Annotated in this window: 25 protein-coding genes and 1 tRNA gene; 16 read left to right on the top strand and 10 right to left on the bottom strand. The window is 60.5% G+C overall.

Annotated features, from left to right (window positions below):
- Window positions 1-62 precede the first annotated feature (62 nt).
- The 4 genes from ihfA to Q0864_RS03895 all read left to right on the top strand — a co-directional run bounded on the left by ihfA (window position 63) and on the right by Q0864_RS03895 (window position 2731).
- Complete coding sequence (ihfA, locus tag Q0864_RS03910; RefSeq protein ID WP_298566347.1) at window positions 63-365, top strand: integration host factor subunit alpha; 303 nt, start codon at window positions 63-65, stop codon at window positions 363-365.
- 65 nt (window positions 366-430) lie between these two features.
- The gene (locus Q0864_RS03905) at window positions 431-1387 is read left to right on the top strand and encodes a MerR family transcriptional regulator (RefSeq protein ID WP_298566345.1); all 957 of its coding nucleotides are present in this window, start codon (window positions 431-433) and stop codon (window positions 1385-1387) included.
- 114 nt (window positions 1388-1501) lie between these two features.
- Window positions 1502-1578: transfer RNA gene (locus Q0864_RS03900), tRNA-Pro, on the top strand.
- 73 nt (window positions 1579-1651) lie between these two features.
- Complete coding sequence (locus Q0864_RS03895; protein ID WP_298566343.1) at window positions 1652-2731, top strand: 2'-deoxycytidine 5'-triphosphate deaminase; 1080 nt, start codon at window positions 1652-1654, stop codon at window positions 2729-2731.
- Between the two features lie 25 nt (window positions 2732-2756).
- Here the strand turns inward: Q0864_RS03895 and Q0864_RS03890 are convergent, their stop codons facing one another.
- The 7 genes from Q0864_RS03890 to Q0864_RS03860 all read right to left on the bottom strand — a co-directional run bounded on the left by Q0864_RS03890 (window position 2757) and on the right by Q0864_RS03860 (window position 9850).
- Window positions 2757-2966, bottom strand: coding sequence for a hypothetical protein (locus Q0864_RS03890; RefSeq protein ID WP_298566342.1), 210 nt, complete (start codon window positions 2964-2966; stop codon window positions 2757-2759).
- Between the two features lie 99 nt (window positions 2967-3065).
- Window positions 3066-3668: an SMC-Scp complex subunit ScpB gene (scpB, locus tag Q0864_RS03885; RefSeq protein WP_298566785.1), complete on the bottom strand. Its 603-nt coding sequence runs from the start codon at window positions 3666-3668 to the stop codon at window positions 3066-3068.
- Between the two features lie 73 nt (window positions 3669-3741).
- Window positions 3742-4536, bottom strand: a complete 795-nt coding sequence (locus tag Q0864_RS03880) for a ScpA family protein (RefSeq protein ID WP_298566340.1) — start codon at window positions 4534-4536, stop codon at window positions 3742-3744.
- Window positions 4523-5554 carry a glycoside hydrolase family 3 N-terminal domain-containing protein gene (locus Q0864_RS03875; RefSeq protein ID WP_298566339.1) on the bottom strand — a complete coding sequence of 344 codons (1032 nt, stop codon included), beginning with the start codon at window positions 5552-5554 and terminating at the stop codon, window positions 4523-4525. The genes Q0864_RS03880 and Q0864_RS03875 overlap by 14 nt, the downstream gene beginning before the upstream one ends.
- Before the next feature lie 4 nt (window positions 5555-5558).
- On the bottom strand, window positions 5559-6551 hold the full coding sequence (locus Q0864_RS03870) for an SPOR domain-containing protein (RefSeq protein ID WP_298566338.1): 993 nt from the start codon (window positions 6549-6551) through the stop codon (window positions 5559-5561).
- A 339-nt stretch (window positions 6552-6890) separates the two neighbouring features.
- Entirely contained in the window at window positions 6891-8612 is a 1722-nt protein-coding gene (gene argS / locus Q0864_RS03865; RefSeq protein ID WP_298566336.1) for an arginine--tRNA ligase, read from the bottom strand.
- A gap of 95 nt (window positions 8613-8707) precedes the next feature.
- Complete coding sequence (locus tag Q0864_RS03860; RefSeq protein WP_298566334.1) at window positions 8708-9850, bottom strand: deoxyguanosinetriphosphate triphosphohydrolase; 1143 nt, start codon at window positions 9848-9850, stop codon at window positions 8708-8710.
- A 138-nt stretch (window positions 9851-9988) separates the two neighbouring features.
- On the opposite strand from Q0864_RS03860, the gene Q0864_RS03855 reads away from it, so the two are divergent.
- Entirely contained in the window at window positions 9989-10312 is a 324-nt protein-coding gene (locus tag Q0864_RS03855) for an iron-sulfur cluster assembly accessory protein (RefSeq protein WP_298566784.1), read from the top strand.
- Between the two features lie 6 nt (window positions 10313-10318).
- Here the strand turns inward: Q0864_RS03855 and Q0864_RS03850 are convergent, their stop codons facing one another.
- Window positions 10319-10735: a hypothetical protein gene (locus Q0864_RS03850; RefSeq protein ID WP_298566332.1), complete on the bottom strand. Its 417-nt coding sequence runs from the start codon at window positions 10733-10735 to the stop codon at window positions 10319-10321.
- 140 nt (window positions 10736-10875) lie between these two features.
- Between Q0864_RS03850 and Q0864_RS03845 the strand changes: the two genes are divergently transcribed.
- The 7 genes from Q0864_RS03845 (at window position 10876) to Q0864_RS03815 (ending at window position 17836) form a co-directional block, all read left to right on the top strand.
- Window positions 10876-12069: an NAD(P)/FAD-dependent oxidoreductase gene (locus Q0864_RS03845; protein WP_298566330.1), complete on the top strand. Its 1194-nt coding sequence runs from the start codon at window positions 10876-10878 to the stop codon at window positions 12067-12069.
- Window positions 12070-12133: 64 nt separating this feature from the next.
- Complete coding sequence (gene xth, locus Q0864_RS03840; RefSeq protein ID WP_298566328.1) at window positions 12134-12913, top strand: exodeoxyribonuclease III; 780 nt, start codon at window positions 12134-12136, stop codon at window positions 12911-12913.
- A 9-nt stretch (window positions 12914-12922) separates the two neighbouring features.
- Window positions 12923-13861: a nucleoside hydrolase gene (locus tag Q0864_RS03835; protein ID WP_298566326.1), complete on the top strand. Its 939-nt coding sequence runs from the start codon at window positions 12923-12925 to the stop codon at window positions 13859-13861.
- Window positions 13858-14304, top strand: a complete 447-nt coding sequence (locus Q0864_RS03830; protein WP_298566324.1) for a GNAT family N-acetyltransferase — start codon at window positions 13858-13860, stop codon at window positions 14302-14304. The genes Q0864_RS03835 and Q0864_RS03830 overlap by 4 nt, the downstream gene beginning before the upstream one ends.
- Before the next feature lie 30 nt (window positions 14305-14334).
- Window positions 14335-15744: a protein adenylyltransferase SelO gene (locus tag Q0864_RS03825; RefSeq protein WP_298566323.1), complete on the top strand. Its 1410-nt coding sequence runs from the start codon at window positions 14335-14337 to the stop codon at window positions 15742-15744.
- Window positions 15745-15792: 48 nt separating this feature from the next.
- A complete protein-coding gene (locus tag Q0864_RS03820) occupies window positions 15793-16491 on the top strand; it encodes an endonuclease/exonuclease/phosphatase family protein (protein ID WP_298566321.1) in 699 nt (232 codons plus the stop codon).
- Between the two features lie 88 nt (window positions 16492-16579).
- Window positions 16580-17836: a sodium:proton antiporter gene (locus Q0864_RS03815; RefSeq protein ID WP_298566319.1), complete on the top strand. Its 1257-nt coding sequence runs from the start codon at window positions 16580-16582 to the stop codon at window positions 17834-17836.
- A gap of 5 nt (window positions 17837-17841) precedes the next feature.
- Here Q0864_RS03815 and Q0864_RS03810 read toward each other — a convergent pair whose 3' ends face one another.
- A complete protein-coding gene (locus Q0864_RS03810; protein WP_298566317.1) occupies window positions 17842-18465 on the bottom strand; it encodes a TetR/AcrR family transcriptional regulator in 624 nt (207 codons plus the stop codon).
- Window positions 18466-18682: 217 nt separating this feature from the next.
- Here Q0864_RS03810 and Q0864_RS03805 point away from each other — a divergent pair, with 217 nt between their 5' ends.
- From Q0864_RS03805 to eno, 3 genes are all read left to right on the top strand, one after another.
- On the top strand, window positions 18683-19105 hold the full coding sequence (locus tag Q0864_RS03805; RefSeq protein WP_298566315.1) for a Fur family transcriptional regulator: 423 nt from the start codon (window positions 18683-18685) through the stop codon (window positions 19103-19105).
- A 119-nt stretch (window positions 19106-19224) separates the two neighbouring features.
- Entirely contained in the window at window positions 19225-20118 is an 894-nt protein-coding gene (locus tag Q0864_RS03800) for a DMT family transporter (RefSeq protein ID WP_298566312.1), read from the top strand.
- A gap of 70 nt (window positions 20119-20188) precedes the next feature.
- Entirely contained in the window at window positions 20189-21463 is a 1275-nt protein-coding gene (eno, locus tag Q0864_RS03795; protein WP_298566311.1) for a phosphopyruvate hydratase, read from the top strand.
- Window positions 21464-21538: 75 nt separating this feature from the next.
- Here eno and Q0864_RS03790 read toward each other — a convergent pair whose 3' ends face one another.
- Entirely contained in the window at window positions 21539-21871 is a 333-nt protein-coding gene (locus Q0864_RS03790) for a GYD domain-containing protein (RefSeq protein ID WP_248363662.1), read from the bottom strand.
- 146 nt (window positions 21872-22017) lie between these two features.
- Between Q0864_RS03790 and Q0864_RS03785 the strand changes: the two genes are divergently transcribed.
- A complete protein-coding gene (locus Q0864_RS03785) occupies window positions 22018-22443 on the top strand; it encodes a cupin domain-containing protein (RefSeq protein ID WP_298566783.1) in 426 nt (141 codons plus the stop codon).
- The last annotated feature ends 5 nt before the right edge of the window (window positions 22444-22448 follow it).

The following is a 22448-nucleotide window of genomic DNA, read 5'->3' as shown; positions in this document are numbered from 1 at the left end:
ATTGATATTGACTCGGAAATTCAAACCTCCCATGCTTCCGGAAATCATTTCAGGGGGACAGCATGAGTGAAAAGACTTTGACCAGGATGGATCTGAGCGAGGCGGTGTTCCGCGAAGTGGGCTTATCGCGCAACGAAAGCGCGCAGCTTGTCGAAACCGTTCTGGGCCACATCTCCGATTCTCTTGTCGACGGCGAAAGCGTCAAAATCTCGTCCTTCGGCACCTTTTCCGTCCGAGACAAAGCCGCGCGCGTCGGGCGCAACCCAAAAACCGGCGAAGAAGTGCCGATCTTGCCGCGTCGTGTGCTGACCTTCCGCCCGTCGCACCTTATGAAAGACCGGGTCGCAGACGGCAACAAACGCTGATCCTGCGCGTGGGGCTGTGTGCGGGTCACGCCATTTGATAACCAGTAGAACGGACAGGTCTGAGCATGGAAAAGAAGTCTCCTGACGCCTTTCGCACCATCAGCGAGGTGGCCGAATGGTTGGGCGTGCCGACCCATGTTCTGCGGTTCTGGGAAAGTCGGTTCAGTCAGGTCAAACCGGTTAAACGGGCGGGTGGCCGTCGCTACTATCGTCCGTCGGACATGGAGCTCTTGGGCGGCATTCGCAAACTTCTGCACGAAGATGGCATGACCATACGCGGTGTGCAGAAGCTTTTGCGCGAAGAAGGCGCCAAACACGTGGCCGCCATGTCGCCATCACTGGACAGCGACGATATGCGCGATGTGACGCCCTCAAATGTGGTGCCGCTTGACGTGCAATCCACCGACACAACGTCCGAGGTGCCCAAAGAGCCGCGCGAACGCGCTGAGGCCGATTTGGTCGAGGATGCCGAGATCGTCGAGACCGACGTCGAGCCTGACATGCCCATGCAGGACACGACAAAAGCCGAACATGTTGACGCATCGAAAGCCGCAGAGCACGTGGACACGTCTGACACCAAGCCTGACACAGCACCTGACGCCCCGTCAGAGGTCGCCGCTGAGGCTGCGACGACCGCCGGTGACCAGCACGACATCAGCCAGCGAATTGACGCAGAAACGGCAGCGTCTGCACCAGATGATGTGACCTCTGACCCTGTTCCCGCAGTCGAAACGCCAGAAGGCCCCACCGCTTCTGACGTTGCAGTCGACCCAACAGCTTCAGCCGAATCGCCCCCCTCGGCTGATGCGGCACCCAGCGGCCCTGCCCTGCCCGACATCACGCATATCCCTGATGATCCGTCGGATGAGGATGCCATCGCAGACGCCCCGATCCTTGCCGTGTCCCTGCGTAAAGCGCGGACCAATGGCACCGACGCGCATATTGCAGCGGTGCAGGCACTTGCTGATCGCCTTGAGACGCTGGCCGCACAGATGCGTCAGGCGCGTGGGCGCCAGCCATAGGCAGCGCTTGCGGCCCCCGCTTTGTCGCGCCCCGAAAAAGGACAGGCGAAACATGACTTTCCTGCCGTTTCCCGCTTGCCCTGCCTGCGAAAATCACTATGTAAGGTCTCCAGTCGGGCTATGGCGCAGCCTGGTAGCGCGTCCGTCTGGGGGACGGAAGGTCGCAGGTTCGAGTCCTGCTAGCCCGACCAAATTCAAAACCGCCCGCCCGACTTTCGGGCGGGTGTTTTTGTATCCGCGATCAGGATCAAGGGGAGGATGGGCATGAAAACCGGCGTTTTGGCAGACCACCAGATCAAGCAGATGGTCGTGGGCGGCGCAATCGCGGCCTCGTCCCCGATCCTGAACGAACAGATTCAACCCGCATCGCTTGATCTGCGTCTGGGTGACATCGCCTATCGTGTGCGCGCCTCGTTCTTGCCCGGCAAGGGGTCCACCGTGACCCAGCGCCTGGACCAGTTAACCATGCACGAGGTCACGCTAACCGGTGGTGCCGTTCTGGAGAAAGGCTGCGTCTATGTCGTCCCGTTGATGGAGCGCCTGCAGCTGCCCCAGGGCATGACCGCCGCCGCCAGCGCCAAAAGCTCGATTGGCAGGGTGGACCTGATGACCCGCGTGATCACCGATCAGGGGATCGAGTTTGACCGTGTGCCCGAAGGCTATGACGGTCCCTTATATGCCGAGCTTTGCCCCCAAAGCTTCTCCGTCGTCGTGCAGCCGGGGCAATTGCTGAACCAAATCATCTTTCGGCAGGGCAAAACGATCTTGACGGATGACGAACTGCTCGCGGTTCATGCCCGCACACCGATCGTGTCGGGCGATCCGGTAATTTCCGACGGGTTGGGGTTTTCGGTCGATCTGAAACCGCGCTCGGGCGATCTGGTCGGTTACCGCGCCAAACGGCACACCGGCGTGGTTGATCTGTCAAAGCTCGCCCATTACGACCCGGCAGACTATTGGGAAGAGGTGCACACCACCGAGGGACGCATCATCCTGGACCCCGGTGCGTTTTATATTCTGGTCAGCCGTGAAGCCATCGCAATCCCACCCGATTGCGCCGCCGAAATGGCCCCTTACCTTGCCATGGTCGGCGAGTTTCGCGTCCATTATGCAGGCTTCTTCGATCCGGGCTTTGGCTATGACGCCGCGGGTGGCTCAGGGTCGCGCGGCGTGCTTGAAGTGCGCTGTCACGAAGCGCCATTTGTGCTGGAACACGGACAGGTTGTTGGACGGCTGGTCTATGAGAAGATGTCGGACCGGCCGAGCGCCCTTTATGGGGAAGATATCAAATCGAACTATCAGGGGCAGGGATTGAAATTATCTAAGCATTTCAAATCCGTATGACGTTTTGTCTGGCCATACCGCGGTATCAGAACAGCTTGCGTGACACTTTCTGCGCCTTCCGGGCACGGTTGGCCAAGTCCTTGCTCTGACGCGCGCGCGCCTTGTCTTCTGGCGACATCTCGTCGTCGGACTTGCCGCGCCGCGCCGCCATATCAATCCCGGCATCAACGCCTTTGTTAACCAACTGACGGGTCACCCGACGGATGATCATATTGATGATCTGGTTCACATTCATATCCGTGTTTCCTTTGCCTGCTCAGGCGCAGTCTATCCCAATATTTGGGTATTTTCATGTCCCTTCACAAGACATGCCGCAGATCGCGCGCGGGCTCGCTTAGTCCTCGAACAGCTCTGACTGGCCTTCAGGGCTTTCATCTTCGTCATCCGTGTCCGGGCCGGGTAGGGTTCCGGGCGGCGGGCGGCTTTCCAGAAGGCCAGCCGAGCGCAGTTCTTTCAGCCCCGGCAGGTCGCGCGCGCTTTCCAGTCCGAAATGGTCCATGAAAATCTGGGTCACGACAAACGTCACCGGACGGCCCGGTGTCATACGGCGGCGGCCAAAACGGATCCACTCCATTTCGATCAACTGATCCACAGTGCCGCGACTGACCGAGACACCACGGATTTCTTCGATCTCGGCGCGGGTGACAGGTTGGTGATAGGCGATGATCGCCAGCGTTTCGATGGCGGCGCGCGACAGTTTGCGCGTCTCAACCGTTTCTTTCTGCATCAGATAGCCAAGGTCCGGCGCGGTGCGAATGGCCCACGCGTCGCCGACCTTCACCACCGACACGCCCCGCCCTTCATAGCGTTTGCGCAGATAGACCAGCGCTTCAGCGGCGTCTGACCCATGCGGCATGCGCGCCTCAAGTTCCTTGACCGTCACAGGCTCGGCAGAGGCAAACAGGATGGCTTCGACCATGCGTTCCTGTTCGCCCATCGGCGGGGCCTCAAACAGGCTGTCATTGGGCGCGGCTGCCCCCTTGTCGGCGGTTACATCGTCACGCGTTACATCATCCGTCATGTGTCTTCCTGCGGATCTGAATGGGGGAAAAGACCTCCCCCTGTCTAAGTTCTACGGCACCACGTTTGGCAAGTTCCAGCGTGGCTGCAAAATTTGCGGCGGTGGCCGAGCGGCGGCGCGCGGGGTCGGTTTGCCAGCCTTCCGGCAGATACGAGGTCAGGTCGGTCCAGTCGCCCGCATAACCGATCAGCCCCCGCATCCGGTCCAGCGCCTGTTCCATCGTCATCACCGCGTCACGGTCCATGACGAAGGGGCGGAATTCATCCTTGGTGCGGATGCGTGCGTAACCCTGCATCAGGTCCAGAAGGGTCGCGGTATAGGTCACGCGGCGCACGCGCGTCACGTCTTCGGGAATACCGCGGGCAAAGAAATCGCGCCCCAACTGGTCGCGCGCCATCAGCTTGGCCGCCGCATCACGCATCCCCTGAAGGCGTTCAAGCTGGAACGCGAGGTGGGCTGCCAGTTCTTCGCCTGACGGGCCGTCTTCAGACGGATCAGGTGGCAACAACAGGCGGGATTTCAGAAACGCCAGCCACGCCGCCATCACCAGATAGTCCGCCGCCAGTTCGATGCGCAGGTGGCGCGCCTTTTCCACAAACCCCAGATATTGTTCGGCCAGTTCCAGAACCGAGACCTTGCGCAGGTCAACCTTCTGGGTGCGGCTCAACGTCAACAGCAGGTCAAGCGGGCCTTCATACCCCTCGACATCAACGATCAAAGCCTCGGCCGCCAAGCGTTCCGAGACCGACATCGCGTCGCTTTCAAATTCGTCAGTCTCGTTCATCCGCCGCCCGTTCAGACCCCTGACCTGTCATCAGGTTCTGAAACTCGGTGTCAAGCGCGGGAATGTCAATGGGATCGGGGGACCTGCGCCATGTCAGCGCGTCATCAGCGCGTGCCTGGGCGGGGCCGCCCAGCGGCCCGGTGGCGTCAGCAACCTCTTCCATTTGCTCCAACACACCGTTGCAATGCAGGACCATGTCGCACCCGGCCTGCAACGACCGGCGCGCGCGCAGAGACAGCGGGCCCGACAACGCCTGCATCGACAGATCATCGGTCATCAACAGGCCGCCAAACCCGATCCGGTCGCGGATCAGCTTAATCACCGCGGGGCTTTGCGTGGCAGGGTTTTCAGCGTCGATATCTTCGTAGACGATATGCGCGGTCATGCCGATGGGCAGTCCGGCCAAGGGTTCAAACGCCATGAAATCTGTGCGCGCCAATTCCTTGGCCTTGGTTTTCACGTGCGGCAACACTTTGTGGCTGTCCAAATTGGCGCGCCCGTGGCCGGGGATGTGCTTGACCACTGGCAAGACGCCGCCTTCCAGAAGCGCTTGCGCCACCGTGCCTGCGCGTTCAGCCACGCGCACAACATCTTCGCCGTAACAGCGGTTGCGCAGGATAGGATGGGTGTCGGCGTTGGCAATGTCAGCGATTGGCGCACAGTTTCCGTCGATGCCGACGGCCAACAATTCATCGGCGATCAGGCGATACCGGATAAAGAGCGTGCGCAGGGCGTCGCGTTTGTTCAGCGTCACCTGATCCAGCGCAGGCAACCATTCGCGCCAATGCGGCCCGGTCATCCGCGCCACGCGCCCACCTTCTTGGTCGATAAAGATCGGGGCATCACGACCAACCGCGCCGCGCAGCTCGGCGGTCAGCGCGCGGAGCTGATCGGGGGTTTCGACATTACGGCCGAACAGAATGAAGCCCCAAGGCTGGGCGCGTTCAAAAAAACTTCGTTCGTCCGGGGTAAGCTGTAGCCCCTTGCAACCGAAGATATAGGCGCCCTGCCCTGTCATGATTTTACCGGTTTACGACCGGTATGCACGCAGCTTTCGAGGCCATCAGCACCGAACAGAACCGACGCGCATCGGCCAGATCTTCGAACCCCATCGCGCGCAGGCGATAGAAGGTTTTGCCACCTGATTGTGCCTGTTGGATGACCCGCGATTTACCGTCCAAATAGTCTTCGAAGCGCACAGCAAGCTTGTCCCATTCGGCACGCGCCACGTCGGCGCTGTCAAACGCGCCCAATTGAACCAGACGGGTGCCAGCGGCGATCTGGTCAGGGGCGACATCGGTGACGGCGGCCACACCGTTGGCGGCTCCGGCTGCGGGGGCGGCTGCGACACGAGTGTCCAAATCCATCGGTCGGCCTTCGGGGCGCGGCGATTGGCGCACGCCGGGAACCGAGGCCGGGATGATCTTCGGCCCGTCGGCAGCCTCGGCAGCAGGCGCAGTTTCTGGAGCTGCGGCGACAGCGGCCACCACAGCATCGCTGCTTAGCGGTTCGGCGCTGGCGGCCACGCGTTCGGCAATCGCCAACGCAGCAGCGACCGGGTCCACCGGCAGCGGTTCGGGCACAGGTATGACAGCGGATGCCTCTTGCAGGGGCAAGAGTTCCGATGGCGATGTATCGCTGCGCGCAGATACCTGGGTGGCGATATCCTCGTCGGCAAGTTCATCAGGTGCGGGGGCCAAGACAAGCCGGTCAGCCGGGGCAGAGGCTTGGCCTTCGGACTGAACGCTGTTCACAGCCAAACCCTGATGGGCCGCCGAAAGGCCGCCGGGATTGTCAGGTTGCACACGCATTGGGCCTTCCAGCGCACGCACGACCGGAATACCCGTCACGTCGCGCACCGCCAGCTTGTAGCCCCAGACACCCAGCCCGACGATCAACGCCAACGACAGGGCGGCTCCGACGTAATTGAAGACTGTTCCAAGCCCACCAGGTGCGGCAGGCCCGCCCATGGCACCGGGGTCGGTCTGTGTCGGGTCTTCGGTCAGGTCTGCCATCGGCGCGTCATGCCCATAGGGCACCGCGCTCAGATGCGGGTGATGATGTGACGGGTGTTGTTGCGGATGCGGCGCGGGCCCACCGTGGGCGGGATGAACATGCCGCGACGCTGCCATGGTATGTCTCGGATCAACGACCGGAGGCTCCGGTCGATATGCTGGGGCGTGGCCCTGATCATATTGGTTCTGATACGTCGCCTGCGGAGTGCGGTGACTCCAATTCGTTTCTGCCATCTTGCCTCACATCCGGCGATGGACACCCTGGCCGTTTTCGGCTCTGTCGGCGTCCTGTTCCGGTTACTGCATCAACCTCTCCCCAAGACCGAACAGCACTTGTGATCAGCGCATTTCCTCAGCCGGGGTGACGCCCAAAATACCCAAGCCGGCCGAAATAACAACGGCTACTGCGCGCGGTAGGGCGATTTTCGCCGCTGATGATGCGTTATTGCCATCCTGAAGGAAGCGCAGTTCAGCTTTGTCATTGCCGCGGTTCCACAGGCTGTGGAAATCCGAGGCAAGCTCATAGAGGTAAAACGCGATCCTGTGGGGCTCATGGGTGCGCGCGGCAATCTCGACGAGGCGCGGCCATTCGGCCAGCTTTTTGGCCACCGCAACTTCGGCCTCGTCCTCGATCTTGGGCGTGTCGGTCAGGGCGATCCCCTGATCTTCTGCCTTGCGCAACACCGACCGCACCCGTGCGTGGGCGTATTGAACGTAGAACACGGGGTTGTCGCGGCTTTGCTCCAACACCTTGTCGAAATCGAAATCCAGCGGCGCGTCGTTTTTCCGCGTCAGCATCACGAAACGGGTCACATCGGAACCAACCTGTTCCACCACGTCGCGCAGGGTCACGAACGTGCCCGCCCGTTTGGACATCTTGAACGGTTCACCATTCTTGTAAAGCTTCACAAGCTGCGTCAGCTTCACATCCAGAGGCACACGGCCATCCGACAGCGCCGATACCGCGGCTTTCATGCGTTTTACATAGCCACCATGATCTGCCCCGAACACATCAATCAAGGCGTCATAGCCGCGTTCGATCTTGTCGAAATGATAGGCAATGTCGGGGGCGAAATAGGTCCAGCTGCCATCAGATTTCTTGACCGGCCGATCGACATCATCGCCGTGATCGGTGGACCTGAACAATGTCTGCTTGCGCGGCTCCCAATCTTCAGGCGTTTTGCCCTTCGGCGGCTCCAACACACCTTCGTAGATCAAGCCCTTGCTTTCCAAGGCTTCAAGGGCCGCTTCGATGCGCCCCGTGCCATACAGCGATTTTTCCGAGAAGAAGACATCCATCTTCACCCCCAGCATCGCCAGATCCTCGCGGATCAGGCCCAGCATGGCTTCGGTGGCAAACTCACGGATTTCGGCCAACCAGAACTGTTCGCCCTTACCGACATAGGCGTCACCAACCCTGTCTTTCAGCGCGTGGCCCAGCGGAACCAGATAATCGCCGGGATAGGTGCCATCTTCGAACGCGACGGCCTGACCGTGCGCTTCGAGATACCGCAGGTAAACGGACCGCGCCAACACATCGACCTGCGCGCCGCCATCGTTGATATAATACTCGCGCGTCACATCATGACCGGCGTATTCCAGCAAACTGGCAAGCGCGTCACCAAATACCGCACCCCGCGTGTGACCCACATGAAGCGGGCCGGTCGGGTTGGCCGACACATATTCCACATTCACCTTTTGCCCCGCCCCCATCGACGATTGGCCATAGTGATCAGACGCCAGAACCTGTTCTACCAGCTTGGTCCAGATCACCGCATCCAAACGCAGGTTCAGAAAGCCGGGTCCGGCCACATCGACAGTGTCGATCCGTGCGTCTTCAACCAACTTGGCCGCCAGAGCCTCGGCGATGTCGCGAGGCTTCATCTTGGCAGGCTTCGCCAGCACCATCGCAGCGTTGGTCGCCATGTCGCCATGGGCCGCATCGCGTGGCGGTTCGACAGTCACGTTGTCAAAGCTCAGGCCTTCGGGCAATGCTGCCTCGGCAACCATCGCGTTCAGGGCGTCGATCACAAGGCTGCGGATATCGGCAAACAGGTTCATAGCTTGGGTCCTTTTCTCGTGGCGCACTCCTACCAGTCCCGCCCCAAAGGTCAAGCGGGCAACGTGCAACCCCGAAACCCAAACGCAGCCACGCCCTAGCTGCCCAGCCCCAGACGTTTGTGTTCCTGAAGCGCGAAGCGGTCGGTCATGCCCGCGATATAGTCGGCCACCAGCCGCGCCAGTTGGATGTCGCTTCGGGCGGCTGCGATTTCGTCGCGCCATTCTTCCGGCAAGTCGCTTGGCGTGGCTTGAAAATGGGCAAACAGCTCTTCAACCACACAGGTGACGCGCTTGCGCATCGCGACCACCGACGGGGCGCGATACATGCGGGTGAACAAGAAGTCGCGGATCGCCTTCAGGTCACCCCACAAATCCGCAGAGAACCCGATCACAGCATGATCCAGCGCGCGAATGTCCTCGACTGATTGCGGCGCGGCGCGGGCCAGATGGGTTTGCGAGGTGGCAAGCACATCTTCGACCATCACCCCGAAGACGCGCCGCAATGCTTCGTGTTGGCGACGGCCGGGATCAAGGTTGGGATAGGTGGCATCGACCTCGGCGATGGCCGGGCCGACGATGGGCAGCGCGGCAATCTCGTTCATGGTAAACAGTCCCGCCCGCAAACCGTCGTGCAGATCATGGTTGTTATAGGCAATGTCATCGGCAAGTGCCGCCACCTGCGCTTCTGCGCCTGCATGGGTGTTGAGCTCCAGATCGTGCAGCGCATTATATTCGGCCAGCGCATAGGGCAGATCACCCACCACAGGGCCGTTATGTTTGGCAATTCCTTCAAGGGTTTCCCAGGTCAGGTTCAACCCGTCCCATTCCGCATAATGGCGTTCCAACGATGTCACGATCTTTAATGCCTGTGCATTGTGATCAAAGCCGCCAAAGGGCGCCATCAACGCGTTCAACGCGTCTTCGCCGGTGTGACCGAAGGGCGTGTGGCCCAGATCATGGGCCAGCGCGACAGCTTCGGTCAGGTGGCTGTTCAACCCCAGCGCACCTGCGATCGTGCGCGCGACCTGCGCCACCTCGATCGAGTGGGTCAGTCGGGTTCGGAAATAATCGCCCTCATGCTCGACGAAAACTTGCGTCTTGTGCTTGAGGCGCCGAAAAGCCGAGCTGTGGATGATCCGGTCGCGATCGCGCTGATACGGTTCGCGAAACGCGCTTTCGGGTTCATCGTGAAGCCGACCGCGGGAATTGCCCGGTTGGGTTGCATAAATGGCGAGCATGCTCTGCCCCCTTTTTGCCTGTCACTGCTGGTGCGTGCGGTTGTCCCGACCGAAACGCGCCGTCCGGGCGTCTTGTCGCGCCCGCATGCCCCCCCTATATTCTGTTTAGCGTGAACATGAAATGGATTTCCTATGGATCTGACCCTTCCCCCGACCGTCACCGAACGCGCCTTCGCGCGACTGGCCGAAATCGGCGCGGGCGCACAGGGGAAAGCCCTACGCGTTGCCGTCGAGGGCGGCGGCTGTTCGGGGTTTCAATATGACATTTCTCTGGATGAGCCGGCCGAAGGCGATTTGGTGCTGGAAGGGGCTGGCGAACAGGTGGTGGTGGACGAGGTATCGCTGCCATTTCTTGGCAACGCGGTCATCGACTTTTCCGAAGAGCTGATCGGCGCACGGTTCGTCATCGAAAACCCCAATGCTTCGGCATCATGTGGTTGTGGCACGTCGTTTTCGATGTAGCGGCACCTAAGCTGCCATCAACACAGCGCCCGCTTCTATGTCGCGCAAGGCTTCCATCTTCGCAATCCGCCACGCATAGGCAAAATCGCTTTGCCAGGATTGTTTGAGCTGTCGTTTCAGCGAACCGATCAGCGTGTTGACCAGAATGTCGGCGTGATCACGATACATGCCGCGCATTGCCATTCGAAAGCCGAGCACTTGCAGCTTCGTTGCCAAGGCCTGCTCATCCCCGACAAACGCTATAATCATCTGATAAAGCGTGTGAGTTTGCACCATCGGGTCGTCAATACCCTTGGGAAACATCGCCTTCAATTCGGGCGCCCGTTCAAACAGGAGTGGAAAAAAGGCGTCGGCAATTTCCCGTTCCTGCCCGACCAGAAGATCCAGACTGTGTTGGCATTGTGCGCGTGTGAGTTGATCCATGGTCGCGATCCTTTTGCGATGATGCAGATTTGCGTCGAATTTGACGGATCTGCGTTAACAAAAGCTAACCAAGTGCAGAAAATCTGCCCCAACGTCGCATTTTTCTTCCCCCTAAAATTCGAACGCGCTAGGTGCAGCCCATGAAGACCGACTGGGATACGATCATCATTGGCGCAGGCGCCGCCGGCCTGTTCTGTGCGCCCTTCGCGGCATCGGGGGGCAAGAGCACGTTGCTGATCGACCACGCCGCCAAACCCGGCGAGAAGATCCGGATCTCGGGCGGAGGACGCTGCAATTTCACCAACATGAATTGCGAGCCCCCCAATTTCACCGGTCAGAATCCGCATTTCCACAAGTCAGCTTTGGCCCGCTTCACGCAGTGGGATTTCATCGAGCTGATCGACCGCGCGGGCATCGCGTGGCACGAAAAGACATTGGGGCAGTTGTTTTGCGACGGCAAAGCCACGCAGATCATCGACTTGTTGCTGGAACAGATGAACGAAGCGGGCGCTGAGATCCGGCTGTCCACAACGGTTGAACGCATTGACCGTCAAGACGGGACGTTCGCCCTTAAAACCTCGGTCGGTGATCTGACCTGCCGCAATCTTGTCCTTGCGACGGGCGGCAAGTCGATCCCCAAAATGGGCGCGACGGGCTTTGCCTATGACATTGCGCGCCAGTTCGGCCACGAGGTAATCGAGCCGCGCCCCGCCCTTGTCCCGCTTACCTTCCCCGAAGGCCGTTTTGCAGCCCTCGCCGGTGTGTCCCTGCCCGTTCGCGTCTGGACCGACGCTGCCCGCTTTGACGAGGCGATGCTGTTCACCCATCGCGGCTTGTCCGGCCCTGCGATCCTGCAAATCTCATCGTTTTGGCGCGAGGGCGAACCGATCCATGTGGACCTGACCAGCGGACGCGACGTGTTCACAGCTTTGCGCGACCAGCGCCAAACTGAGGGACGTCGCCAGATCTCGACCGAGCTTGCGCGCCATCTGCCCGCGCGGTTGGTGGAGTTTCTGACCACTGAATGGGCCGACCAGTTCGACCTGACCGCGCGTCTGGCAGACCAGTCGGATACGGCGCTACGCACGTTGACCGATCACTTGTCGGATTGGGTGCTGACGCCCTCTGGCTCGGAAGGCTACCGCACAGCCGAGGTAACGTTGGGCGGCATATCGACCGATGGGATCGACAGCAAGTCGATGATGTCCAAGACGGTCCCGGGGTTATACTTTGTCGGCGAATGTGTGGACGTAACCGGATGGCTTGGCGGGTTCAACTTTCAATGGGCTTGGTCCAGCGCGCATGCCGCCGGGCGGCATATCGCCGAAACCTAAGACGCATCGCTTGCACACCCGCCCGTTTGCGCCCACATTGTCCGCCACGAACAGGAGGGGCTTCATGAAAATCGCCAGTTTCAACATCAATGGTATCAAAGCACGTTTGCCTGCATTGATGGACTGGCTGGACGAGGCGCAACCCGACGTCGCAATCTTGCAGGAGATCAAGTCAATCGACGAGAACTTCCCGCGAGAAGTCTTTGAGGACAAAGGATATAACGTCGAAACCCACGGGCAGAAAAGCTTCAATGGGGTTGCGCTTCTGTCCAAGCTGCCGCTGGAAGATGTGACGCGCGGCCTGCCCGGTGACGACGCCGACGAACAGGCTCGTTATATCGAGGCGACGGTGGTCGGCGATCACGCCGTGCGCATCTGTGGGCTATACCTGCCCAATGGCAACCCTGTGCCGGGGCCGAAATACGACTACAAGCTTGCGTGGATGAAGCGCCTGCAAGCGCGTGCAGAAGAATTGCTCGCCGCCGAGGAGCCCTTTTTGATGGCGGGGGACTACAACATCATCCCGCAGCCTGAAGACGCCGCCCGCCCGCAAGATTGGGTTGAGGACGCTCTGTTCCGCCCCGAAAGCCGTGAGGCATGGCGCAAGATCGTGAACCTTGGCCTGACCGAGGCGTTCCGTGCCCGCAATCAAGCGCCAGAGCAATATTCGTTCTGGGACTTCCAGCGCGGCGCGTGGCAGCGCAATGACGGCATACGAATCGACCATTTCCTTTTGTCACCAGAATGCGCCGACCTTCTGACCGACTGCCAGATCGACAAAGAGGTGCGCGGGCGTGAAAAGCCCTCCGACCACGTTCCGGTTTGGATTGAGTTGGCGGCATAAGGACCTGACATGGTAAGAAAAATTATCATTGACACTGACCCCGGTCAGGACGACGCCGTGGCCATCCTTCTGGCCTTGGCCAGCCCCGAGGATATCGAGGTTCTGGGCATCACCGCCGTCGCTGGTAACGTGCCGCTGGAGCTGACGGCCAAGAACGCCCGGATCGTTTGCGAACTGGCCGAAAAGCCCGACACCAAGGTATTCGCGGGTTGTGACCGCCCGCTGCGCCGCGATCTGGTCACAGCGGAATATGTGCATGGCAAGACGGGGTTGAACGGCCCGGTTCTGCCGGACCCGACCATGCCCCTTCAAGACCAGCACGCGGTGGATTTCATCATCGACACCCTGCGCGCCCATGATGCCGGCACCGTGACCCTGTGTCCGCTTGGTCCCTTGACCAATATCGCCACCGCCTTTGAACGCGCACCCGACATCGTCGACCGCGTACAGGAAATCGTCCTGATGGGCGGGGCTTATTTCGAGGTGGGAAATGTCACCCCCGCCGCTGAATTCAACATTTACGTTGACCCGCAAGCCGCTGATATCGTGTTCGGATCTGGCGTGCCGCTGGTAGTGATGCCGCTAGATGTCACCCACAAGGCGCTGGTGACGAAAGCGCGCAACGACGCCTTTCGCGCCCTGCCTGGTGACGTGGGTCATGCGGTGGCCGAGATGACGGATTTTTTTGAGCGGTTCGACAAGGAGAAATACGGCTCGGACGGTGCGCCTTTGCATGATCCGACCGTCATTGCCTACCTGATCCGGCCCGACATATTTCGTGGCCGCCACGTGAATGTGCAGATCGAAACCCAGTCCGAACTGACCATGGGCATGACCGTTGCCGATTGGTGGGGCGTGACCGATCATGCGCCCAACGCGCTGTTTGTCGGAGATCTGGACAGCGACGCCTTTTTCACCCTTCTGACCGAAAGGATCGCCCGGTTATGAGCAGCCTGCGCCTTGCCACCCCGGAAGATCTTGACCGGTTGATGCCGCTTGTGGCCGGCTTTCACGCCCAAAACGGTATCGAACAAGATGAAGAGACACGGCGCGGCGCGCTGCAACCTCTGCTGGAGGGCTCGCCGCATGGGGCAATCTGGCTGATCGGTCCACGCGTCGCCCCGGTCGGCTATATCGCTGTCAGCTTCGGCTGGTCGATCGAGTTTGGCGGCTTGGATGCTTTTCTGGACGAAATCTATGTGCGCGAACGCGTCCGTGGCCGCGGCATGGGCAGCGAAGCATTGTCTGCTCTGGTGCGGGCACTGTCCGAACAGGGCATCAATGCCATGCATCTTGAGGTCGACACCGACAATGACCGCGCGCGTCTTTTGTATGAACGGGTCGGGTTCCAGTCCCGCAACCGCTATCACCTGATGACGCGGGTGATGTAGCGGGTAGTGAATTTTGATAGGGTGCTGGCAATGCGCGACGACTTTGACAATTCCTACGCCCGTCTGCCCGACAGGTTTTACACCAAGCTGCCGCCTGTCCCGGTCGCAAATCCGCAGGTCTTGCGCGTCAATGACGCCCTTGCACGGGAGCTTGGGATAGATCCCTCTGACCTGACCGCCGAGGTTCTGACCGGCAACACGCTTTTGCCCGGCACCGATCCGTTGGCGCAGGTCTATGCGGGCCACCAGTTTGGCGGTTGGGTGCCACGTCTGGGCGACGGGCGCGCGATTTTGCTGGGTGAGGTCGCCGGCGATTTCGGGCGGCGCGACATTCAGCTTAAGGGCTCCGGCATCACGCCTTACAGCCGCAACGGCGACGGGCGGGCGTGGGTTGGTCCGGTGATGCGCGAATATATCGTCTCCGAGGCGATGAACGCGCTTGGCATCCCTACCACCCGCGCGCTGGGTGCCGCTTTGACCGGCGAAGGCGTGCAACGCGAGCGGCGCTATCCCGGCGCTGTCCTGATGCGCGTCGCCGCCAGCCATATCCGCGTCGGCACCTTCCAGTATTTCGCCGCACGTGGCGACCGCCCCGCCCTGCGCCTGCTTTTGGACCACTGCATCGCGCGCCATTACCCCCAAGCGGACGACCCACTATCCTTCCTTGCCGAAGTGGTGGCCGCACAAGCGCGGCTGGTCGCGAAATGGATGAGCGTGGGGTTTATCCACGGCGTGATGAACACCGACAACATGGCCGTGTCGGGCGAAACCATCGACTATGGCCCATGCGCGTTCATGGATGCCTATCACCCGCGCATGGTGTTTTCCTCGATCGACCAGCAGGGGCGCTATGCGTTTCAGGAACAGCCCAACGTGGCCGTCTGGAATCTGGCGCAACTGGCGACCTCGCTGTTGCCGCTGATGGATGGCGACCCCGAACATGCCGCAGGCGAAGCGACACGCGTGCTGGAAGGGTTTGCCACCCATTTCAGCCCGGAATGGTTGCGACTGTTTCGTGCCAAGATCGGCCTGACCACGCAGGAAGACGGGGACGAGGCGCTGATCACCGGGCTTTTGTCCCGCATGGCCAGCTCGCAGGCGGACTTCACCGTCACCTTCACGGCGCTGACCGAAGGTGATGCGCGCGACCACACCACCGATGAGGGCGCATGGGACAGTTGGGCACCCGATTGGGAGGCCCGGCTGTCACGCGAACCCGGTGATCCCAAAGCCACGATGCGCGCCGCCAACCCCGTTCTGATCCCCCGCAATCACCGCGTCGAAGAAGCCATTCAGGCCGGAATTGACGGGGATTACGCGCCTTTCCACCGCCTTGTCGATGCCCTCGCCCGTCCCTTTGATCCGCTGCCCGAGCATCTGGACCTCGCCACCCCGCCGCGCGCAGATGAACGCGTGTTGCGCACGTTCTGCGGCACCTAAACTGGCCGACTTCTGGAAATGCCCTGCTGCGGTTGTTAAGTTGTGAGTATGAAATCCCATGCCAAGGACCTGAAACTGGTCACATACAACATGCGCAAGGCCGTGGGCCTTGACCGGCGCCGCGACCCGCACCGCATTCTGGACGTGATCAACCGGCTCGAGGCGGACGTGGTCGTGCTGCAAGAAGCCGACCGCCGGCTTGGCCCCCGACCAACGGCCCTTCCCTATCACCTGTTGTCGGACGAGACCGATTTCGTGGCTGTGCCCTTTGCCAGCAATGGCGTGTCGCTTGGCAGCCACGGAAACGCGATCCTTGTGCGCAAGGGGCTGACCTTTCACGCGGCCGAACAGCTGGAGCTGCCAGGGCTTGAACCACGCGGCGCCGTCTCGGTCGAGATCGACGGGCGGTTGAAACTTGTGGGCACCCATCTGGGCCTGCTGCGTCCCTATCGCCACCAGCAGATGCGGCAACTGGCCAAGAAGCTGGCCATCACGCCGCTGCCCACGGTCATCATGGGCGATTTCAACGAATGGTCCCCGAAACGCGGGTTCGAGCCATTGGAACATCGCTTCGACGTGGTGTCGCCCGGCCGGTCCTTTCATGCGTCCCGCCCGGTTGCTGCGTTGGACAGGCTGGCGCTAAGCCGTGGTGTCGAACTGCGCGACGCAGGTGTGGACCAGTCTCCGCTGGCCAAGGTGGCATCCGATCACCTGCCGGTCTGGGCGTCTGTGCGCCTGAAGGACTAAGCGCGCAATTGTCGTGTTGGGTCAGTCTTGGCGATTTGTCATGGCGACCCCGCATGATAAGAGGGGGCTGAACCTCTCAGGACCGCGCATGAACATCCTACAAATCACCTCACTTCTGATCGTGCTGGCTGGCGCTTTTGGGTCGATCAACTATCTGTTCCTCAAGCTTCCCTCGCCTATCGGGATCTTGCTGGTGTCTCTGATGGCGTCGCTGGCGCTGATGGGGCTGGACTTTCTCATACCCGCGATGGGCGTTGCCGATCAGGTGCGCACCACGGTGGAGAACCTCGATTTCTCCGACACATTGCTTGAGGGGATGTTGGGGCTGCTGCTGTTTGCCGGCGCATTGCACGTGAAAATCCGCGATTTGCGGGCGCAATGGGGCGTTGTTTTTTTGATGGCGACGATGGGCGTCGCGCTGTCCACCGTGGTGGTCGGCGTCGGGTTCAGTTGGCTGACTGGCGCACCGTTGCTGATCGCGCTGGTGTTTGGCTCTCTGATTTCACCCACCGACCCGGTGGCCGTATTGGGCGTGTTGCGCGAAGCCAATCTGCAAAAGTCGCTTGAGACGAAGATTGCGGGCGAAAGCCTGTTCAATGACGGCGTCGGCTATGTGGTTTTCTTGGTGCTGGTGGGGCTGGCCTTTCCGTCCGGCCACGGTGACCATGCCAGCGACCCGAGTATTGAAGCCGCCTTCACCCTGTTCTTTCAAGAAGCCGTCGGCGGCGCGGTGCTGGGCGTTGTGCTGGGGTGGCTGACCTTCCGCGTGATGCGCCACATCGACGACTATTCGCTTGAGGTGCTGCTGACGCTTGGGCTGGCCTTTGGCGGCTACGAGCTGGCCGTGGCGCTGCATGTGTCCGGCCCGATCATGGCGGTCTGTGCGGGGCTATTGATCGGCGATGTTGGCACCAAACACGGCATGACCGAAGAAACCCGCCGCTATGTCGAAGCGTTCTGGAAGCTGATTGACGAGATCCTGAACGCGGTCCTGTTCCTGATGATCGGGTTCGAGGTCTTCGCCGTCGCCTTCACCACCGACGCCGTGACCGCCGGCGTCCTGTCGATCGTTCTGGCCCTGTTTGCCCGCCTGACTGCCGTCGCCGTGCCGGTGTATTTGCTCAAACCCTTCCGCAGTTTTTCCAAGGGCGTGGTGCCGATCATGACATGGGGCGGCTTGAAGGGCGGGATTTCGGTCGCCTTGGCGCTGAGCTTGCCTGACAATGAATGGAAACCGCTGATCCTGACGGCGACCTATATCATCGTGGTGTTTTCGATCATCGTTCAGGGCTTGACCGTAGCCCCCCTTGCGTCCCGCTTGGGTCGCGAACCTGAACTGATGTAGCGCCGTCAGTCCACCCCAAGAATGTGGCGGACGGACGGTGGAAAGGCGCGGTCGAATTGGTGCACAGCAAAGCTGTCGCGCAAATCGGCGGGCAGTGTCGCGGGGTCGCGACCGGATGGCAAATCAAGCTGCGCCGCCCCCAGCAAAGCCTGAAACAACACCAAAGACAGCGCCTCGGCGCGGGCGGGTGGCACCTCCAACAGGGTCGCCAGCTTGTTTGAAAACCGGTTGCTGGTCGCAAGAATCCGGCGCTTGGCGGCAAACAATGGCTCGTCCGCGACATTGGCCTCGATCACCGCTGCGAGCCGCGCATAAAGCGGCAGAAACAACGGTGTGTCCGACACCAGGCGGGTCAGCTGCTCGGGCAATTGATCGGCACATGCCTCGGCTTCGAAGCGGGTCACGACATCTTCCATCGCCTCCACGAACAGCAAAAGAAACAGCTCTTCCTTGCTTCGCACGTAGAGATAAAGGGTGCCTTTGGCGACTTGGGCACGTTTGGCCAAGGCGCTCATCGTGACGCCGTCAAACCCAAGATCGCTGATCAGTCCACGTGCCGCCGACAGGATCGCTTTCTGCCGCTCGGCTTTCTGGTCGACTGATCGCGCGCGTTTCGCTGTCCCGTCCAATTCTGTTCCCCGATCGTTTGCAGTCGCGCCCTGAAATGGTCACCAGTTGATCATACCGCCCTACTATCCGCGCCGGGTGACTGCAATTGCAAGGGAAAGCATACATCACTGACCAATCAACCTGCCGCTTCCGTCAGGTTCCGTCAGGTTGACCATTTCCCCCGGTGCGATTTCACGTCATAACGGACACCACTTGATTGAGCCGACCGGAGGTTACATGGCAGCTGCGTCTGTTTTGAAACGTTGTGAAGAGCTTGGGCTGCGCATGACCGAGCAGCGCCGCGTCATCGCGCGCATTCTTGAACAAGCCCACCGTGACCACCCCGATGTAGAAGAGCTGCACGCGCGGGCGGCCCGTCTGGACAGCCGTATCTCTCTGGCAACCGTTTATCGCACTGTGAAACTGTTCGAAGAAGCAGGCATCCTTGTCAAAAACGAGTTTGGCGATGGGCGCGCGCGCTATGAAAGCGCGGATCGCGACCATCACGACCATCTGATCGACCTGACAACCGGGCAGGTGATCGAGTTTCTGGACCCAGAGATCGAAGCCTTGCAGGAAAAGATCGCCGCCAAGCTGGGATATCAGCTCAAAGGGCATCGGCTGGAGCTGTATGGCGTGCGCCGGAAAGACCCGAAATAGGCGCGACCGATCACGCCGCGTGATCTGCCCCATCACCCGGAACAACTTGCCCTGTCATGAAAAAACGGGTTTGGTCGCGTGACTGTCTGTCCCCGAACCGCGCAAAGCTCCGACGCCCCATGCAAAACATCCGTGGCATCATCCTTGTTATCGTGTCCATGGCCGCTTTCGCGGTCGAGGATACGTTCATCAAGTCCATGTCGCGCGGCCTGCCCGTGTCGCAGGTCTTGGTCATGCTGGGGCTTGGCGGGTCGGTGGCGTTTGCCATCCTGACCTATGTCCAACGCGGCACATTGGCCCCGCTGGTGCATCGCGACATGCGCGCACCCATCATGCTGTGGCGCAACGCGTCCGAGGCGATATCGGCGATGTTCTTCATCACCGCGCTATCACTTGTCCCGATCTCGACCGTGGCGGCCGTCTTTCAAGCCACGCCGCTGGCCATCACCGCGGGGGCTGCGCTTTTTCTGGGCGAACAGGTCGGTTGGCGCCGCTGGACCGCCATCGCGATCGGGTTTATCGGCGTGTTGATCATCATTCGACCGGGCGCTGAGGGCTTTCAAATCGCCGCTCTACTTCCACTGGCGGCCGTTTTCGGCATCGCACTGCGCGATCTGCTGACGCGCCAGCTCGACCCTACCATCCCCTCCGTCAGCGTGGCTTTCTATGGGTTCGCCGCAGTGATCCCGGCAGGGCTTGCCATGTCGATTTTCACCGCCCCGTTCGTCATGCCCATCGGGGTCGAATGGGCGTTTATCCTGGGCGCAATCTGCTTTGGCGTGTCCGGGTATTACGCGATCGTTCTGGCGATGCGGATCGCCGAAACCTCGATCATCATGCCGTTTCGCTATGCCCGGCTGATCTTTTCGATGATCCTTGGCATGATCGTGTTTGGCGAGAACCCGGACAGGTGGACCTATCTTGGGGCCAGCATCGTGATCGGCATGGGCATTTACACCTTCCTGCGCGAACGCCGCGCCACCCGCGACGAGGCGCCCGAACAAGCTGCATGACAGTTGTCGAAAGGCGCAGGACGCGCTAAAGAGCCTCAACTGAAGTTTTCTTCTTATTGGGAGCGCTAACATGAGCACCATCGTCGATATTTTCGCCCGCGAGATTCTGGACAGCCGCGGCAACCCCACCGTCGAGGTGGATGTCATTCTGGACGACGGCACGCTGGGCCGCGCGGCTGTGCCATCGGGTGCCTCCACCGGCGCGCATGAAGCGGTTGAGAAACGCGATGGCGACAAATCGCGCTATATGGGCAAGGGCGTTCTGGAAGCGGTCGAGGCGGTGAACGGCGAGATTGCAGATGCACTGGTCGGCTTTGACGCGACAGAACAGGAAGCCATCGACGCGACCATGTGCGAATTGGACGGAACGCCCAACAAAGCCCGCCTTGGCGCCAACGCCATTCTGGGTGTGTCGCTGGCTGTCGCGAAAGCCGCTGCCGACGCGTCCGCCCTGCCCCTTTATCGCTATGTCGGCGGAGCGTCCGCGCGCGTGTTGCCGGTGCCGATGATGAACATCATCAATGGCGGCGAACATGCCGACAACCCGATCGACATTCAGGAATTCATGATCATGCCGGTCGCAGCGGAAAACATCCGCGAAGCTGTGCGCATGGGGTCGGAAGTGTTCCACACTCTGAAAAAGGAACTCTCCGCCGCTGGTTTGTCCACCGGCATCGGGGATGAGGGCGGCTTTGCGCCCAATATCGGATCAACCCGTGAAGCGCTCGATTTTATCATGAACGCGATCAAGAAAGCGGGCTACACGCCGGGCCAAGACATCTATCTGGCGCTCGATTGCGCCGCGACCGAGTATTACAAGGGTGGCAAATATGTCTTTTCAGGTGAAGGCAAATCGCTGACCAGCGACGAGAATGCCCAATACCTGAAAGCGCTCTGCGATGACTACCCGATCATCTCAATCGAAGACGGCATGTCGGAAGATGACTGGGACGGCTGGGTCGCGCTGACCGAATTGTTGGGCGACAAGATCCAACTGGTCGGCGACGACTTGTTCGTGACCAACCCCGAACGTCTGGCCGAGGGGATCGCCAAGGGCGCGGCCAACTCGATGCTAGTGAAAGTGAACCAGATCGGCACCTTGTCCGAGACGCTGAAAGCCGTCGACATGGCGCACCGTGCGCGCATGACCAACGTCATGTCCCACCGTTCCGGCGAGACCGAGGATGCCACCATCGCAGACCTTGCCGTCGCCACCAATTGCGGCCAGATCAAAACCGGCTCGCTTGCGCGCTCTGACCGGCTGGCGAAGTATAACCAGTTGATCCGGATCGAGGAACTGCTGGGCGAGACGGCGGAATATGCCGGGCGGTCGATCTTGAAGTAAGCGACCCGCCGACTATCAATAGCAAAGGCCGGGGCAATGCTCCGGCCTTTTTTCTTTGCTTGGCGATCAAGACGCCTAGCTTGCCACGGCCTGATATGACTTCTGGCCTTCCTGCGCTTTTTTCATCGCTGACATGGCCTCTTTACTGGTCATGAGCTTGGTCGTTGATCCACCCGCCATGGTCCCCGAGGCGCCAACCACCAAGGCACATGCCGCCATGACTTCGTCGCTTGGCGCTTCGATCAGCGCCATCACGTCATCTTCGCCGAAGCAAAAGAACATGTGGTGTAACTTCCCACCCATCGCCGCGATCATCTTCCCCGCGGCAGCTTCGCGATCTTGCGGTTTCTCCACGAGGGAGCGCAATGAATCCGTGCTGTATTGACCTTTGAACATATAAAACGACATCTGATCTTCCTTTTTTGTTTGGAAGGTTTCATGCCGATGGCGCCTGCCCCATTGTGCAGTCTGGTGGCCGGACCCTATCATGGATGCGCGCTTTTGTCATTTCTTGGCCCGCGCGCCACGGGGCCGGACCGGAGATCGAAATGAACATGACGGCTGAGCAGATCATTCGCCACCTCAACCTCGCCCCGCATCCGGAAGGCGGGCATTATCGTCAGACTTGGGTGGACGCCGACAGCGATGGTCGCCCGACGGGCACCTGCATCTATTTCTTACTGAGAAAGGGCCAGCGCAGCCATTGGCACAAGGTCGATGCGACAGAAATCTGGTTGTATCACGCGGGGGCGCCATTGGTTCTGTCTACGGCGGCGACTGACGCGGGGCCTGCGAAGGGCCGCGTGCTTGGCCCTGAACTTTCCGCCGATCAGGCCCCCCAACTGATCGTGCCGAAGGGTCATTGGCAGTCTGCGGTCTCGACCGGTGAATACACGCTGGTCAGCTGCACGGTGTCGCCGGGGTTCCGGTTCGAAGGTTTCACCCTAGCGCCCCCAGGTTTCGATATTCCTCGAAGCTAAGATCG

This window comes from uncultured Aliiroseovarius sp., assembly GCF_947497285.1.
Lineage (GTDB): Bacteria > Pseudomonadota > Alphaproteobacteria > Rhodobacterales > Rhodobacteraceae > Aliiroseovarius.
The sequence above is the reverse complement of the archived record's forward strand: the minus strand, read 5'-3'. Positions and strand labels throughout refer to the sequence as shown.

Excerpts from the sequence above, each read along its gene's own strand:
- ihfA (WP_298566347.1), top strand. The coding sequence starts at position 63 with ATGAGTGAAAAGACTTTGACCAGGATGGATCTGAGCGAGGCGGTGTTC.
- Q0864_RS03905 (WP_298566345.1), top strand. The coding sequence starts at position 431 with ATGGAAAAGAAGTCTCCTGACGCCTTTCGCACCATCAGCGAGGTGGCC.
- Q0864_RS03895 (WP_298566343.1), top strand. The coding sequence starts at position 1,652 with ATGAAAACCGGCGTTTTGGCAGACCACCAGATCAAGCAGATGGTCGTG.
- Q0864_RS03890 (WP_298566342.1), bottom strand. The coding sequence starts at position 2,966 with ATGAATGTGAACCAGATCATCAATATGATCATCCGTCGGGTGACCCGT.
- scpB (WP_298566785.1), bottom strand. The coding sequence starts at position 3,668 with ATGGGCGAACAGGAACGCATGGTCGAAGCCATCCTGTTTGCCTCTGCC.
- Q0864_RS03880 (WP_298566340.1), bottom strand. The coding sequence starts at position 4,536 with ATGAACGAGACTGACGAATTTGAAAGCGACGCGATGTCGGTCTCGGAA.
- Q0864_RS03875 (WP_298566339.1), bottom strand. The coding sequence starts at position 5,554 with ATGACAGGGCAGGGCGCCTATATCTTCGGTTGCAAGGGGCTACAGCTT.
- Q0864_RS03870 (WP_298566338.1), bottom strand. The coding sequence starts at position 6,551 with ATGGCAGACCTGACCGAAGACCCGACACAGACCGACCCCGGTGCCATG.
- argS (WP_298566336.1), bottom strand. The coding sequence starts at position 8,612 with ATGAACCTGTTTGCCGATATCCGCAGCCTTGTGATCGACGCCCTGAAC.
- Q0864_RS03860 (WP_298566334.1), bottom strand. The coding sequence starts at position 9,850 with ATGCTCGCCATTTATGCAACCCAACCGGGCAATTCCCGCGGTCGGCTT.
- Q0864_RS03850 (WP_298566332.1), bottom strand. The coding sequence starts at position 10,735 with ATGGATCAACTCACACGCGCACAATGCCAACACAGTCTGGATCTTCTG.
- Q0864_RS03845 (WP_298566330.1), top strand. The coding sequence starts at position 10,876 with ATGAAGACCGACTGGGATACGATCATCATTGGCGCAGGCGCCGCCGGC.
- xth (WP_298566328.1), top strand. The coding sequence starts at position 12,134 with ATGAAAATCGCCAGTTTCAACATCAATGGTATCAAAGCACGTTTGCCT.
- Q0864_RS03835 (WP_298566326.1), top strand. The coding sequence starts at position 12,923 with ATGGTAAGAAAAATTATCATTGACACTGACCCCGGTCAGGACGACGCC.
- Q0864_RS03830 (WP_298566324.1), top strand. The coding sequence starts at position 13,858 with ATGAGCAGCCTGCGCCTTGCCACCCCGGAAGATCTTGACCGGTTGATG.
- Q0864_RS03825 (WP_298566323.1), top strand. The coding sequence starts at position 14,335 with ATGCGCGACGACTTTGACAATTCCTACGCCCGTCTGCCCGACAGGTTT.
- Q0864_RS03820 (WP_298566321.1), top strand. The coding sequence starts at position 15,793 with ATGAAATCCCATGCCAAGGACCTGAAACTGGTCACATACAACATGCGC.
- Q0864_RS03815 (WP_298566319.1), top strand. The coding sequence starts at position 16,580 with ATGAACATCCTACAAATCACCTCACTTCTGATCGTGCTGGCTGGCGCT.
- Q0864_RS03805 (WP_298566315.1), top strand. The coding sequence starts at position 18,683 with ATGGCAGCTGCGTCTGTTTTGAAACGTTGTGAAGAGCTTGGGCTGCGC.
- Q0864_RS03800 (WP_298566312.1), top strand. The coding sequence starts at position 19,225 with ATGCAAAACATCCGTGGCATCATCCTTGTTATCGTGTCCATGGCCGCT.
- eno (WP_298566311.1), top strand. The coding sequence starts at position 20,189 with ATGAGCACCATCGTCGATATTTTCGCCCGCGAGATTCTGGACAGCCGC.
- Q0864_RS03790 (WP_248363662.1), bottom strand. The coding sequence starts at position 21,871 with ATGTCGTTTTATATGTTCAAAGGTCAATACAGCACGGATTCATTGCGC.
- Q0864_RS03785 (WP_298566783.1), top strand. The coding sequence starts at position 22,018 with ATGACGGCTGAGCAGATCATTCGCCACCTCAACCTCGCCCCGCATCCG.